The 13,429-nt window shown below is 60.9% G+C and carries 12 protein-coding genes; 11 read left to right on the top strand and 1 reads right to left on the bottom strand.

Annotation, left to right across the window (positions count from 1 at the left end):
- Positions 1-99 precede the first annotated feature (99 nt).
- Together E6B08_RS31515 and E6B08_RS13280 are read left to right on the top strand one after the other, a co-directional pair.
- Positions 100-834 carry a methyl-accepting chemotaxis protein gene (locus E6B08_RS31515; protein ID WP_416194400.1) on the top strand — a complete coding sequence of 245 codons (735 nt, stop codon included), beginning with the start codon at positions 100-102 and terminating at the stop codon, positions 832-834.
- 97 nt (positions 835-931) lie between these two features.
- Positions 932-2,647 (top strand): DUF2599 domain-containing protein, encoded by a 1,716-nt coding sequence (locus tag E6B08_RS13280; protein ID WP_136914431.1) that lies wholly within the window; start codon positions 932-934, stop codon positions 2,645-2,647.
- Between the two features lie 188 nt (positions 2,648-2,835).
- On the opposite strand, the gene E6B08_RS13275 is transcribed toward E6B08_RS13280, so the two are convergent.
- Entirely contained in the window at positions 2,836-4,116 is a 1,281-nt protein-coding gene (locus E6B08_RS13275; RefSeq protein ID WP_136914430.1) for a DUF2599 domain-containing protein, read from the bottom strand.
- A 230-nt stretch (positions 4,117-4,346) separates the two neighbouring features.
- Here E6B08_RS13275 and pnuC point away from each other — a divergent pair, with 230 nt between their 5' ends.
- From pnuC to E6B08_RS13230, 9 genes are all read left to right on the top strand, one after another.
- Positions 4,347-4,913, top strand: a complete 567-nt coding sequence (gene pnuC, locus E6B08_RS13270) for a nicotinamide riboside transporter PnuC (RefSeq protein ID WP_136914429.1) — start codon at positions 4,347-4,349, stop codon at positions 4,911-4,913.
- Complete coding sequence (locus E6B08_RS13265) at positions 4,910-5,461, top strand: AAA family ATPase (RefSeq protein ID WP_136914428.1); 552 nt, start codon at positions 4,910-4,912, stop codon at positions 5,459-5,461. The genes pnuC and E6B08_RS13265 overlap by 4 nt, the downstream gene beginning before the upstream one ends.
- 300 nt (positions 5,462-5,761) lie before the next feature.
- Complete coding sequence (locus tag E6B08_RS13260) at positions 5,762-6,199, top strand: hypothetical protein (protein WP_136914427.1); 438 nt, start codon at positions 5,762-5,764, stop codon at positions 6,197-6,199.
- Between the two features lies 1 nt (position 6,200).
- The gene (locus E6B08_RS13255; protein WP_136914426.1) at positions 6,201-6,773 is read left to right on the top strand and encodes an adhesin; all 573 of its coding nucleotides are present in this window, start codon (positions 6,201-6,203) and stop codon (positions 6,771-6,773) included.
- Positions 6,774-6,826: 53 nt separating this feature from the next.
- Positions 6,827-8,176 carry a heme utilization protein gene (locus tag E6B08_RS13250; protein WP_136914425.1) on the top strand — a complete coding sequence of 450 codons (1,350 nt, stop codon included), beginning with the start codon at positions 6,827-6,829 and terminating at the stop codon, positions 8,174-8,176.
- 54 nt (positions 8,177-8,230) lie between these two features.
- The gene (locus E6B08_RS13245; RefSeq protein ID WP_136914424.1) at positions 8,231-8,911 is read left to right on the top strand and encodes a C39 family peptidase; all 681 of its coding nucleotides are present in this window, start codon (positions 8,231-8,233) and stop codon (positions 8,909-8,911) included.
- A 41-nt stretch (positions 8,912-8,952) separates the two neighbouring features.
- Positions 8,953-9,723, top strand: a complete 771-nt coding sequence (locus E6B08_RS13240) for a hypothetical protein (RefSeq protein WP_136914423.1) — start codon at positions 8,953-8,955, stop codon at positions 9,721-9,723.
- A gap of 45 nt (positions 9,724-9,768) precedes the next feature.
- The gene (locus E6B08_RS13235; RefSeq protein WP_136914422.1) at positions 9,769-11,049 is read left to right on the top strand and encodes a transporter; all 1,281 of its coding nucleotides are present in this window, start codon (positions 9,769-9,771) and stop codon (positions 11,047-11,049) included.
- Positions 11,050-11,159: 110 nt separating this feature from the next.
- Complete coding sequence (locus E6B08_RS13230; RefSeq protein WP_136914421.1) at positions 11,160-13,361, top strand: LTA synthase family protein; 2,202 nt, start codon at positions 11,160-11,162, stop codon at positions 13,359-13,361.
- Positions 13,362-13,429: the final 68 nt, after the last annotated feature.

The raw sequence follows: 13,429 nt of genomic DNA, 5'->3' as shown, positions 1-13,429 counted from the left end.
CAGTTGCAGAGCACCGCCCATGCCCTGGCCCAATCGGCTGGCGATGTCGGGGACAACGCCGGTGCCACGCAAGCGCACAGCAGCCAGCAGTCGCTTCAGATGGACCAGGTGGCCACTGCGGTCAACGAAGTCACCTATGCCGTGCAGGACGTGGCCAAGACTGCTGAACAGGCCGCTGGCGAGATGCGCGCCGCGCAGCAGCAAGTGGTACAGGGTCAACAGGCCATCCATGGCAGCTTGCAGCAGATCGACCGCCTTTCGGCGACCATCGAGCAGGCGGTGCAGGTCATTCGCGACCTCGCCGGGCACAGCACGCGGATCGGTGGCGTGCTGGAGGTCATCCGCTCCATCGCCGAACAGACCAACCTGCTGGCCCTGAACGCAGCCATCGAGGCGGCGCGGGCCGGTGAACAGGGTCGAGGCTTTGCCGTGGTTGCCGATGAGGTCCGCCTGCTGGCCCAACGTACCGCTCAGTCGACGGCCGAAATCCACACCATGATCGAACACCTGCAAGGGCAGTCCGATGCGGCAGTGCGGGCCATCGACACCAGCAGCGAGGCCTCGCGGCAGACCGTCGAGCAGGCCCGCGAAGCGGGCTCCAGCCTGGATGCGATCAGCCAGGCCCTGCACAACCTGACCGCGCTCAACGCCTCGATCGCCAGCGCCACCTTGCAGCAGTCGCATGTGGTCGAGGAAATCAACCGCAACGTGCTCGACACTGCCGGGCTGTCGCAGCAGACCGCCGATGCCGCCCGCCACTCCAGCGAAGCCGGCGCCACCCTGGCACGCTTGAGTGAGGAACTGGAGCAATTGCTAAGACAATTCCGCGTTTGAATGCGCGGTGGGTGATGGCATCGACCTGGCATTTCTGCCAGTAGACGCTCTTATCAGGCCGCAACATGGTGAAGCCTCCATCTCCAGGAGGTTCATCATGGACGTTCGTTACCTCGCTGCCACCTTGCTGGTCATCGTGCCCCCTATCGTGACGGCTGATCCTCTCACCACAGCACTCGACCCGCTCGCTACGGTAGAACGCGTCAACCGCAACTACAACACCGTCGACAACCAGTGCCGCGAGCCTGATACCGGAGCACCGCGCGGACATTACTACTGCAGTGGCGTAACGCTGCGCATGGTCGACGACGGTCCTTTCAATCCCTGGGATTACAGCGACTACGCACAACGGACGGGGGCCACATCGTTCAGTTGGATCCGCAAGGACCTGAGCACCAATCGATTGATCCGTCCTGCCGGTTTCATTCTGCGAACCCCCATGGATGCCCGAGCCTTGAACCTGCCGGTTATGGAGACAGGTTTCGTGTGCCTTTACACCTTCGATGGTTTCACCGGCCCCGAGCGCAAATGGTATGGCTGCGGTCGCTATAACAAGCCGCTACCAGACAACTTCCAGAAGCATTCCGGCACTACGCCTGCCAACCGCAACCAGCACCTGGCCTACGGTAGCTGCGACAGCATGGGTGTCGATAATGCCGACCAATGGCACAGGAACTATCGATATGCACGCACCGACATGAATCGGATCCAGGTGACTCAGTGCTCATGGAATGTCGAACAACCCAGTGATTGGAATGCCATGATTCATGCCCACGAGAACCCCAGGACAGTGGCGCGCAACCTGCTGGGCAGGGAAGTGCCGGCCCGCGACAATTTCGCCAGGAAAGAGGCGCTGAACGAAATGTTGCTGCGTAATGCCAGCGACAGCGGGGATGGCAGTGCTCGCTTGCCCTATATCGACGCCGTGGTGTGGGACGTCAATAGCACGTATGCAGCAACCGTTCGAGGGGCGAAACAGAAGGCCAAGCCCGTCAAAGGGCTTGAACCTGCACGCAACTTCCAACGCAAATTGTACGCCCAGGGATATGCCGTGCCAGTACTGCGCCTGGACTTCACCAAACCTGCCAGTCAGCGCTTCAGCTATGCCCCCGAGGATCAGGTAGTTACCCTAGGACATCCCGGCGAGCCTGAGCCTTCCACGCCAGGCAAACCCGCCGCCAACTACATCAAGTCTGCGCAGTGGGTATTGCGCCTAGACCCAGGCACCGGCCGCCAGGAGTGGACCTTGAGCGTAGTGCCTACTGCGGCAGGCAAGGCCTCCCAGCTGAGCGACCAGCAGGCGGTATACGACGAATTGGTGAAAGCCCACGGCAACGACCCGCAATGGCGTGACCACGAGTCGAGTACGGGCAGCATGCGCGAGCAGTTGGCATGCCTGGTCGCCAACTATCCGAAGAAGGACGTCTGGAACCTTGAGCCGTTCCGGCCCAACGTCGGTGCCAGCGAAGCCGCCAAAGCGGGTTGTAATCCCTATGTCGCACAGAGTTCCAGCCTGATCGCCTCTTCAAGATGGTCGCAGTTCCGCGATCAGGACAGCGGCGAGTTGATCTGGGGCTTGCGCGTGGTACCGAGCGAAAAAGGGCGAGCTGCCAGCCAGGAGGCGCTATATGACGAACTGCTGCGACTGCGTGGCAAGGACGTGGAGTGGCAGGAAGGTGGCGAGGGCAGCATGCGCGTGCAGTTGGCCTGCCTACAGGCCAACTACCGCAACAAGGCCACCTGGAACCTCGAACCTCACCGCCCTGCCGTTAGCGCCGAGCAAGCCAAGGCGCAGGGCTGCAATCCCACATGAGCAGGATGGACTAGCCGACCCTGCTCAGATACTGCCGAAAGCGTCTTAGGCTCTGTTCGAAAAGCCTTGATACTCGGTGATGCTGCGTTGAAAACAGCCTCGGAATGCTCATTTACAACCCGTAAACTCCGCTTCCTCGGCTGTGTTCGCCTTGCCTGACCTTCGTCTCAAGACTTTTCATACAGAGCCTAGGGATAACGGACCGCTGGGTGGGGATTGCAACCATCAGATAACGATTGCTGGTGCGTTACGTCGCGACGCACCGGCTCAAGGTTATAGACGGTTTTATCACGCACGGGGCGCCCCTTGTCGAACATCGCCAAATGACAAACCAACTGGCGGCGCATCCCGCCGCCGTAGTTGGCGCCGCTCCAACGCGGATCATTGGCATACTTGCGCACCAGTTCACCGTACATCGCCTCGGTCTCGCTCTTGCTCACCCTGCGTCCGCACGCTGTAGGCGTGACGGACAGACTCCAGGTACCTCGACCGAGATATGGATCGTCACGCTTGACCCACTCTGCTTTTTCAATATAGGAGGGGCAAGAACGGACGGACTCATCGAATGGGCGAGGAAGATCGCGGTGCTGAGCCGTGGCGTCACAGGAAAACCGCGTTTTACGTTGGGCATTCGCGGGAAAGTCCATTTTCACGACCGGAACCCACCGGCCCGTACGCTGGTAGTAGTCGAACTGATTCTTCATCGCATCGCCCTTACCCTCACGATTGCTGTAGAAGAAAGCGGCAATCGGCACATCTTCGTTTTTCTTCCAAGCGACGACCCGAAGTTCGGTCTGGACCTCCCGGCCTTCCCGCGTCTCGGCGATGGACTGACGCGCAGCGATGAACTGTTTGAATGCATCTCGCCGCGCCGTGCGTGGTATCCCGCCAGTCATGCTAAAGGCGCATTGGCGTCTATGCCGGTCCTGCCGGTTGGCGCTCCCCCCCAACGCCGCGTACTGATCCTTCCAACCCGTCAAATCGTCGATGCCCAGACTCTGGCAACTTTGTTCAACCCGCTTCGAACCTGAATAGTCACCGCAACCGCGCTGATCACGGTGATCGGTCCAGGCGTCAATCGGAAATGCACAATACACATCAAGTTTCTTCTGTGGAGCGGCTACAAACTGCCGGGGCGTAAAAAGAATGCCGTTATTGGCTTTCAAACCGGGGTCTTCATAGCCAATTTTATCGCTCCGCATCCAGGAAACAGAAACCCCTCCGGACTTTTCAGACTGTGGGCTTGGATTCCACACGTCATACTCTCCCTTGGGCGCCCGGTGAGTTGCTCTTAACATGATGCCCGAGCAGTCCACCGCGGGGTCGGAACCACAGCCATCGGGGGTGCTGTTGTACCAGGTATCCAGTTTACGTACGACTGCCTCACAACTTTCGGCACCCACTGCACCACTATAGGTAACTAGCAAAATACAAAACACAGGTAATAATTTGCCCGACAATGCGTTCATAGCATCACCTCAAAGTGTCAAATTGATAGATCGACTTACCACTCCGAGGCTATGGCACTGAGCGTTCATTACAACTGGTAAAAATGCTAGTTTTTCAAGTATTGAAACGGCCCAGGCAGCGCTGTACTGATCGCACTCGCAGCATTTCCAGTTTGATAAACAATTACCTGTTCCTGTCTTGGCTACCGGGCTACAATCGCGCCCCTCTTTCACTGTGCTGAGGAGCGCCGATGTCCGGCCTCGAACTCATCGCCGCCGTCCTCGGCGTGACCGCCGTCTGGCTCACCGTCAAACAAAACGCCTGGTGCTGGCCAATCGGCCTGGTCATGGTGTTGATCTATGGCTGGCTGTTCTTCGAGGTGAAGCTGTATTCGGGCATGCTCCTGCAACTGGCGTATGCCGTGCTGACGCTGTACGGCTGGTGGCAATGGAAACGCCCGGACCGGGTCGAGGATGCCCGCCGGGTATCGCGCCTGGGTAGGTCGACGTTGCTCGCCGGGCTCGCCGCAGGCGTGCTGATGAGCCTGGCGCTGGGGGCGAGCATGGCCACCTGGACCGATGCCGCCCTGCCCTGGCTGGACGCAACCTTGACCGGCTTCAGCCTGGTGGCGCAACTGTGGATGGCGCAGAAGCGCCTGCAATGCTGGCCGCTGTGGGTGGTGGTGGACATCGCCTATGTCGGCCAGTACCTGCATCAGCAGATGTATTTCACCGCCGGATTCTTCGCCGTACTCACGGTCATTGCCGTGCGCGGCTGGCTGGAATGGCGCCGCGATCCGGCGTTGGTGCAGGCATGAAGGTACTGGTGCTGTGCGGGCCGGAATCCAGCGGCAAGAGCTGGCTGAGCGGCGTGATCCAGGCGCATTTTGGCGGCGTGGTGGTGGCCGAGTACGTGCGCCACTTCATCGAGCAGGAGCGCCGCGATACCTGCTACGCCGATATTCCTGTCATCGCACGCGGGCAACTGGCCTGGGAAGATCACGCCCGCGAACAGACCCCAGAACTGCTGATCCTCGACACCCACCTGCTCAGTAACATGCTCTGGAGCCAGGCACTGTTCGACGACTGCCCGGCATGGCTGGAGCAGGCGCTGCTGGCTCGTCATTACGACCTGCACCTGGTGCTTAGCCCGCAAGGCGTGGGCTGGGTCGCCGATGGTCAACGCAGCCAGCCGGAGCTGCGTGAACGCCAGCTGTTCTTCGACGACAGCCTGGCCTGGTTGCGGCGCCATCAGCAACCTGTGCAGATCATCGGGGGTGATTGGCCAGCGCGCGAGAGCGCTGCATTGGCGGCGGTGCAGCAGTTACTGGGGGGAAAACGCCCCGATTGCCCTGTCGAGTGTTAACCCGGCGCAACACGTAGTGGGGACCCAGCCCCCGTATCTGCGGGCTTTGCACCAGTTTCGGGGGCAGTGAAAAATTCGTGAAACACCCTCGGCCAATCACCCTCAAACGACGTGATTGCTGGGCCGAAGGGTGATTGGGCGAATAATTTGTATCACCCCTGATACAACGAACTACTCGCCCACTCTAGGAAATATCACTAACCCGTTGAATATCTTCAACTAAGCAAAACCGGCACACCTTCTGCTCTAGCCCATCGCAATGCTGAACGGGACCAGCGCACACAAGAAGGAATTGCCATCGTGGGGAATTTCGACAAAGGCTTCTACAGCCTCCTACTGATCGGTTGCACAATCGGCGCCAGCCTCAGCCTGCCGGCCCAGGCGGAAAACGGCATCATTGTCATCACTCGCGATGTGCAACCGCGCAACGCCACGCGCCCGCCACTGGTCCCCGACCCCTACCCGACCACTGCCAACGCCAACCCTTCCGCACAGGTGCTCAAGCAGACCAATGAACTGAGCGACGGCGATTTCGCCAGCATCAGCAGTGGCGCCGGCATCTCCGCATTGGTCACCCAGCAGACCAACAACATCAACGCTCAGGTGGGCAACCCGCAGCAGCTACCGAACATGGCCGGTGGTCGCTCCGGCGGTGGCGGCAATGGGATCTCCAACATGGTCAACTCGAGTGTCCAGCGCGGCATGGGCGCCCTGAACATCCTCACGGGAGGCAAATGACATGAGGCGCTCACTGCTGATCCTGGCCGTGTGCTGCAGCACCTCGGCCTTCGCCCAATCTCCCGTGGTGGACACCGCTGTCATCGACAGCTCAGCCAGCCGCTACCAGGGCAACATGGCAGTCAACCAGGCTGCCGGCGACCAACAGCAACAGGCCAACGCCCGCGCCTTTGCAGTGGGCCCAGGCGCCAGCGCCAACGTCCAGATCCGCCAGAGCCTGAACACCGTGGCCGACCCTGCACGCGATACCCGCTCGCAGATCAATGGCGATGCCTTCAGCCACGGCAGCGGCGCCCTGGGCGTGAACCAGAGCGCCGGGGCCAACACCCAGCAAGCCAACGCGCTGCGCATCAGCATCGGCTCGCAGCCACAAAGTATCGACGACAGCGTCCTCTTGCAGCAGAACGTGGCGCTGGTCAACAACTCCGAATCACCTGGATCCGTACCCGGCTATCGCCAGGTCACCACCAGCGACCGGGCCTTCACCGGTAGCCGTGGGGTCATCCAGGTGAATCAGAGCGCCGGGGTAGGAAACCGAACTGCCAATACCCTCAGCGTCCGGGTCGCGGACTGACCCAAAACAGGTAAAGACAACACTTAACCTAAAACAACGTACGGAGAATCACCATGAAACCCTCGATGGCACTCAAGCCTCTGGTTTTCGCAATTGCTGCGGTCATGGCTGTTGCTGTACAAGCCGCCAACAACAATAACGGCCACAACGGTGGCCATAACGGCGGTCACAACGGTGGTCACAATGGAGGCCATAACGGCGGTCACAACGGAGGCAACAACGGCAACGACGATCCGACCGTGATCTACATCTCGGCGACCGCCAATGCCATTGATGACCAGGACAGCTCGGACAACAAGATCCTCAACGAAGGCACCCTCAACGGTGCCGAGATGAGCAACTCGGCCACCGGTACCAGCGGCAACGTGGGTGTCAACGTGGCGGCAGGCTCTGGCAACCAGCAGGACAACGCCGCCGCCATCGCCAACGCTGCAGCCGAGTCGAGCCTGGACAACAGCTTCGTGTTCGGTACTGCCACTGCCACCGCCTCGGTCGTTCAGACCAGCAACAACAACAAGGTAAACAACTACGGCTCCCAGGCCGCTGCAGTGATGAGCGGTTCGGGTAACACCGGTAGCGGCAACATGGGCATCAACATCGCTGGCGGCGACCTGAACCAGCAGAAAAACACCATGGCCATCGCCAACGCCGGTGCCGACATCGGCAATGCGGTAGCCACCGCGTCGGCCAGTCAAAGCGGCCCAGGCCTGGAGGTGAACAACCGCGCCGACCGTACCTATCGGGTGGATACGCTGACTTACACCACTCGTTATACCGGTTCCAGCGAGCGTAACAAGGATTCGGAACTGCACGTCGACAAGACCTCGTCCTGGAACAAGTTCGCCAGTGGCAGCAGCAGCTGGGGCGTCACGGGCCATGCCGATTCGGACCTGACCGTCACCAAACACAAGGAATCCACCGCCACCAGCAACTCCACCTTTGGCCTGGAAGTGGGTGCCAATTTCGAGGCCTCCAAGACTCATAGCTGGGAGGGTGGCCGCCGCGATGGCAGCACAACCGACACCGTCAGTGGCGAGCTGACCGCGAACGTTGATGTCGTCAAGAACAGCGAGAAAGGCAACACGTACGACTCTTCCTTCGAGAAAGCCTACGAGTCCAACTTCAACAAGTCGGGCACTTCGGAATTCGAGAAAGAGAAAGGTGGCAACTCCGAGTCGCACAAGGACGTCGTGAAGAGCTACAGCGAGAGCAGCTCCTACGACCTGAGCAACACCGTGTCGTTCCAGGTTCTGACTCCAACCGGCTGGGCCAACCCTGTAACCAACATCGCAACCCTGAGCGGTTCGGTCAATGGCGGCAGTGGCAACCTCGGTGTCAACGTGGCAGCGGGCGTGGGCAACCAGCAGAGCAACTCGCTGGCCATCTCCAACGTCTCGTTCTAACCACTGTGTAGCAGAGGCCCCCTTCGGGGGCCTTTTCCACGAGAGGCGTTCGACATGCGCATTTTGGCCTTGGCATGTTTGCTGTGTGTGGCAAGTGTTGGCGAAGCGGCGCAGATGCCGCTTTCCGTGCTTCCCGGTGGCGCAGTCATCTACAAGCCGATCCAGAGCATCCGCGAACGCAAGTTCGCCGACCTGGTACAACAGAAAACCGACTTCAGTTGCGGCGCCGCCGCACTGGCGACGATCCTGCGCCAGGCCTACTGGCTGGACGTCGACGAACATCAGATCATCGAAGGCATGCTCGCCCATGCCGACCCCGAACTGGTCAAGGTCCAGGGCTTTTCCATGCTGGACATGAAGCGCTACGTAGAAAGCCTGGGCATGCGTGCCCGCGGCTATCGGGTAGCAGCGGACACCCTGACCAGCGTGCGCATCCCGGTGGTAGTGCTGATGGACATCCGCGGCTACAAGCACTTCGTGGTGATGCAGAAGGTCGACAAGGGCTGGGTGTACATCGGCGACCCGGTCCTGGGCCACAAGCGCTACAAGGTCGACGACTTCCTCAAGGGCTGGAACGGCATCATCTTCGCCGTGATCGGCCAGGGCTACGACAAGGGCAACGCCTTGCTCGACCCACCCATGCCGCTGACCGCCAAGAACCGCATCAACAACTTCACGCCGGTACAGGACGCGGAGCTGATGGACTTCGGCTTCATCCAAAGCGACTTCTTCTAACGACTCTTATAACAATGGGCAAGAAGCTCGGGGAGCATCCCATGAAGATTCCAACCTGGCTGACCCTGGCCTGCCTCGCGGCGAGCCTGCCAACCCAGGCGCAGACGTTCGCGCCTATCGAGCTCAAGGACCAGGAACTGGCCAACCTGCGCGGGCGCTTCGTCATGCCCGGACGCATCATCAGTTTTGGCGTGGTCATGTCCAGCACCTGGCAGAACGCCAAGGGCGAGGTGATTGGCGTCAGCTCGACCATGCAGATCCAGCAGAACACCATCAAGCCGCAATTCTACGTGTCGATGATCGATGAAAAAGCCCCCACCAGCGGCCAGTCTTCCGGTAGCGGCAATGTCGCCACCGGCACGGGTAGCGTTTCCGGCGGCGCCGGTCTCGGCACCACCACAGGTGTGACGCAGGTGGTGCGCGCCGCCGGTGACAACAACGCTGCCAGCAACGATGTCGCCATCAACGTCACCAAGGCCAACCAGGCAACCAGCTCGGCCTCGACCACGCCCAAAGGCCAGGTCCTCACACCCGGCTCCACATTGTCCGCCAGCAACGGCGCGGGCTCGATGAGCGTTTCCTCCACCAGCAGCGGCGTACAGATGAACATCGTCGCCAACAATAACCAGGGCGCCACGCTGCAACGGATCGCCCAGGGCGGCTTGCTGCAGAACGCCACATTGCTGGGTGCCGGCAACCAGGTGAAGAACTTCACGTCGCTCAATGTCGTGCTGCGCGACAACGTGTCGACGGCCGGTGCCGTGAGCGGCAATCTGGACCAGCTCAAAGGCCTTCGAACTCTCGGATACTGATCTACGCTTCGTCTCATCAAATGCAGTCGGAAGGGACGGTTAACCATGCACCGATCTTTGACGTTAAAAGCTGTCGTTTGTTTGACGACCCTGGCGCCGGCCAGCTTGCTGTATGCAGCGAGCGACCCGCAGGTCGAAGCTCTTAAACAGGAACTCATGGCGCTCAAGGCACGCTATGAAGCGCAACAGAATGCATTGATGGTGCTCGAACAGCGCCTGCGCCAGGTCGAAGAGGCGCCCCCTGCCCCGGCGCCCCGGCGCCTGACCAAATCCCCCGCCCAAACCGTTCAAGGGGGGCAGTCCGTCGCGGCAGGCGCCCCGGGTACCACCGGCAGTTCATACGGCCAGTCGCTCAAGGACGACTCCGAACCCGCGCAGAGCGTGTCCAACCTGTATGACGAAGCCAGCGGCTTCTTCGGTGGCGGCAAGTTCAGCGTCGAGACCGGGCTCACCTATACTCACTACGACACCCGCGCCCTGGTGCTCAACGGCTTCCTGGCCCTGGACTCGATCTTCCTCGGCAACATCAACCTCGACCGCATCAAGGCCGACAACTGGACCCTGGACCTCACCGCCCGCTACAACCTCGACCAGCGATGGCAGTTCGACATCAACGTGCCGGTGGTCTACCGCGAGTCGACCTACTCCTCCGGCGGTGCCGGTGGCGCCGGCCCGGTCACGTCCGATGCCACGGTCACCCGCGACCCGACCATTGGTGACGTCAACGTCGGCGTTGCGTACAAGTTCCTCGACGAGTCCGAAAGCCTGCCCGATGCAGTGGTCACGCTGCGGGTAAAAGCACCGACCGGCAAGGACCCGTATGGCATCAAGCTGGTCAACGACCCGACCAACGACAACCTCTCGGTCCCCGAAGACCTGCCCACCGGCAACGGTGTCTGGTCGATCACCCCGGGCCTGTCGCTGGTCAAGACCTTCGACCCAGCGGTGCTGTTCGGCAGCCTTTCCTACACCTACAACATGCAGGACTCGTTCAGCGACATCAGCCCCACGGTCAACACCAAGGTGCCGGGCGACGTGAAGATCGGCGACTCCTGGCAGATCGGTGCCGGTATCGCCTTTGCCCTGAACGAGAAGATGAGCATGTCGTTCTCGGTGTCGGATCAGTTCGCCCGCAAGAGCAAGATCAAGCCCGACGGCGGCGACTGGCAATCGGTGCCCAACAGCGACTACAACGCGGCCAACTTCAACATCGGCATGACCTTCGCCGCCACCGACAACCTGACCATCGTCCCCAACCTGTCCATCGGCCTCACCGAGGACTCGCCGGACTTCTCCTTCAGCCTGAAATTCCCCTACTACTTCTGACTGGGCGGGGCGCGCAACGCGCCCACTGTCGGTCTGCCCGCCTTGTTCGCCCTGGCCTGTTATCATCAAGCACAGTTGTGTGACGGTTTAATGGCAAATAAGGAATGCTTGTGAACAACCTGCTCGGCCACCCCCGTGCCCGCCTCGCCAGCCTGGCGATCCTGGTACTGGTCATCCCACTCGGCGCCCGCGCCCTGCTGGGCTGGTCCGATCCGTTCGGATACCTGTCGGACCTGGCGATCGGCAGCCTGCTGCTGTTGCTGCTGCATCGACGTGCGTGGTGGCTGGCATTACCGCTGCTATTGGTCTGGGGCGCCCTGTGGGTGGCTTCAGCGGAGTTGGTCAGTGCCGTTGCCAGGTTACCAGCCGCTGCCGACCTGGGCTATCTAGCCGACTCGCAATTCATGGAGAACTCCACTGGCAGTGGCCTGGCCCATCCTTGGCTACCGGGGCTGCTGGGCGTGGGTCTTGCCGCCTGGCTGACAAGCGTCTGGTGCAGCTGTGGGCAACCCCGCATCGCCCTGCCCCGCAAGGCCTGGGGCTTGGTGCTGGTGTTGTTCGCAACCCATTGGGCAGGCCAGCACCTGGCCCCCTCCGACGCCGACCAATGGCGCCAGTACAACCTGCCGCATCAGGCACTCGCTGCAGGAGTCAGCACTGTGCAACACCAGGCTTGGGGCTGGTTGGGCCAGCATACACCAGTAACGCCGCTGCCCAGCAGTGGCCTGACCCAGTCCGACCTCAACGGCCATAAATTACTCCACGCACCGGGGCAGGCCCGCAATCTCTTGGTCATCACCGTCGAGGGCATTCCCGGGGCCTACTTGCGGCCCAACCGCGAGGCTCTGCCCAGCCATTACGACGCCGATCTCATGCCCAGGCTCAGCCGCTGGGCCGAGCGTGGCATGAACACCCCGGACTACGTACTGCATACCCATCAAACCATCCGCGGCCTGTATGCCATGCTCTGCGGCGACTACGACAAACTCGCCAACGGGACGCCCAAAGGTGTGGAACTGCTGACCCAGAACCTACGCAACCAAGCCTGCCTACCCGCGCAGATGCGCGACGCCGGCTTCAGCACCCACTACCTGCAAGGCGCCGGCTTGCGCTTCATGGCCAAGGACCGAATCATGCCGCATATCGGCTTCGACCAGGTACACGGGCAGGAATGGTTCCGCAACTCCAACTACCTGAAGTTCCCGTGGGGCAAAGATGACCGCGCCTTTTTCGAAGGTGCCCTGGGCTACATCGGCGATCTTCGCAAGCAGGACAAACCCTGGATGCTGACCTTGCTGACCGTGGGCACCCATCAGCCCTACTCCGCCCCCAAGCAGTACCTGCAACGTTACGATAGTGCCAAGGACGCAGCGGTGGCCTACCTGGACGATGCGCTAGGAGCCTTTCTCGACGACCTGGAGAGCCAAGGTGTGCTCAAGGATACCTTGGTAGTGGTGACCTCCGATGAATCTCACGGCATCGATGGCGTACGCCTCGCATCGTCCTGGGGCTTCAACCTCACCCTGGCACCAGAACAGGCTGAACTGCCACGGATCAAGCGCGGCACATACGGACATATAGACCTGGCCACATCCCTGCTCGACTATTTCGCTCTGCCGATTCCCGCCGACCTCGGCGGACGCTCGTTATACCGCGACTACGATAGCGGTCGCGAGATGATCTCGTACACCAACAACATGCTGCGCTACCACAACGGCCATGGCGTGTTCACCGAATGCGACTTCCAGCAACGCTGCCGTGCCTACGCCAGTGAAGGATTCATCGCCGATCGGGCCAGGTACCTCGGTACCGGCAACGACGGTACCGGCCAGCAGATCAGTGACCTCGCGGCAGTACTGGACCAGTCCTTGCTGCGGACCCCACTGAACCTGCGCTACCAGTTCGGCGGTCCGGCTCGTATCAAGCTGCAAAAGAGGATCCACGATGATTGGGCTGATAACCTGATCGGCGCGACATACCTTGAAATGCCCGAAGGGTCGCACACGCGAGTTCGCATCAAAGTGCGCTCACTGGATCGGCGTCACGATGCACTCATCCAACTCAAGGTCAAGGAGCGAGAACAAGACGTGCCTTTGGGCCCTTCAGGGGAAATGCGGGTTACCGTCGACAAACCGCTGGAAATGGAATTCGGCTTCGACAACCCTAGCGTACGCAAGGCGTTTTCCTTCCACCTGCTCGGCTATGGCGGTGGCGCGGTCGAGATCAGCGACTTCAGCGTGATTACCGGGATGCCGGGGGACGAAGAGCCAGCTGCCGAGACCGCTGACGCGGCGGCTGAGCAATCGAGTTGATTGGGCGGATGGGCAGTGTTGCCGATGGCGCTATCGCCGGCTAGCCGGCTCCTGCAAGCCATAGGGCC

Source organism: Pseudomonas putida (assembly GCF_005080685.1).
GTDB lineage: Bacteria > Pseudomonadota > Gammaproteobacteria > Pseudomonadales > Pseudomonadaceae > Aquipseudomonas > Aquipseudomonas putida_V.
Note: the sequence above shows the minus strand (reverse complement) of the source record. Positions and strands in the feature narration are given on the sequence as shown.

Excerpts from the sequence above, each read along its gene's own strand:
- E6B08_RS31515 (WP_416194400.1), top strand. The coding sequence starts at position 100 with ATGGACCAGGTGGCCACTGCGGTCAACGAAGTCACCTATGCCGTGCAG.
- E6B08_RS13280 (WP_136914431.1), top strand. The coding sequence starts at position 932 with ATGGACGTTCGTTACCTCGCTGCCACCTTGCTGGTCATCGTGCCCCCT.
- E6B08_RS13275 (WP_136914430.1), bottom strand. The coding sequence starts at position 4,116 with ATGAACGCATTGTCGGGCAAATTATTACCTGTGTTTTGTATTTTGCTA.
- pnuC (WP_136914429.1), top strand. The coding sequence starts at position 4,347 with ATGTCCGGCCTCGAACTCATCGCCGCCGTCCTCGGCGTGACCGCCGTC.
- E6B08_RS13265 (WP_136914428.1), top strand. The coding sequence starts at position 4,910 with ATGAAGGTACTGGTGCTGTGCGGGCCGGAATCCAGCGGCAAGAGCTGG.
- E6B08_RS13255 (WP_136914426.1), top strand. The coding sequence starts at position 6,201 with ATGAGGCGCTCACTGCTGATCCTGGCCGTGTGCTGCAGCACCTCGGCC.
- E6B08_RS13250 (WP_136914425.1), top strand. The coding sequence starts at position 6,827 with ATGAAACCCTCGATGGCACTCAAGCCTCTGGTTTTCGCAATTGCTGCG.
- E6B08_RS13245 (WP_136914424.1), top strand. The coding sequence starts at position 8,231 with ATGCGCATTTTGGCCTTGGCATGTTTGCTGTGTGTGGCAAGTGTTGGC.
- E6B08_RS13240 (WP_136914423.1), top strand. The coding sequence starts at position 8,953 with ATGAAGATTCCAACCTGGCTGACCCTGGCCTGCCTCGCGGCGAGCCTG.
- E6B08_RS13235 (WP_136914422.1), top strand. The coding sequence starts at position 9,769 with ATGCACCGATCTTTGACGTTAAAAGCTGTCGTTTGTTTGACGACCCTG.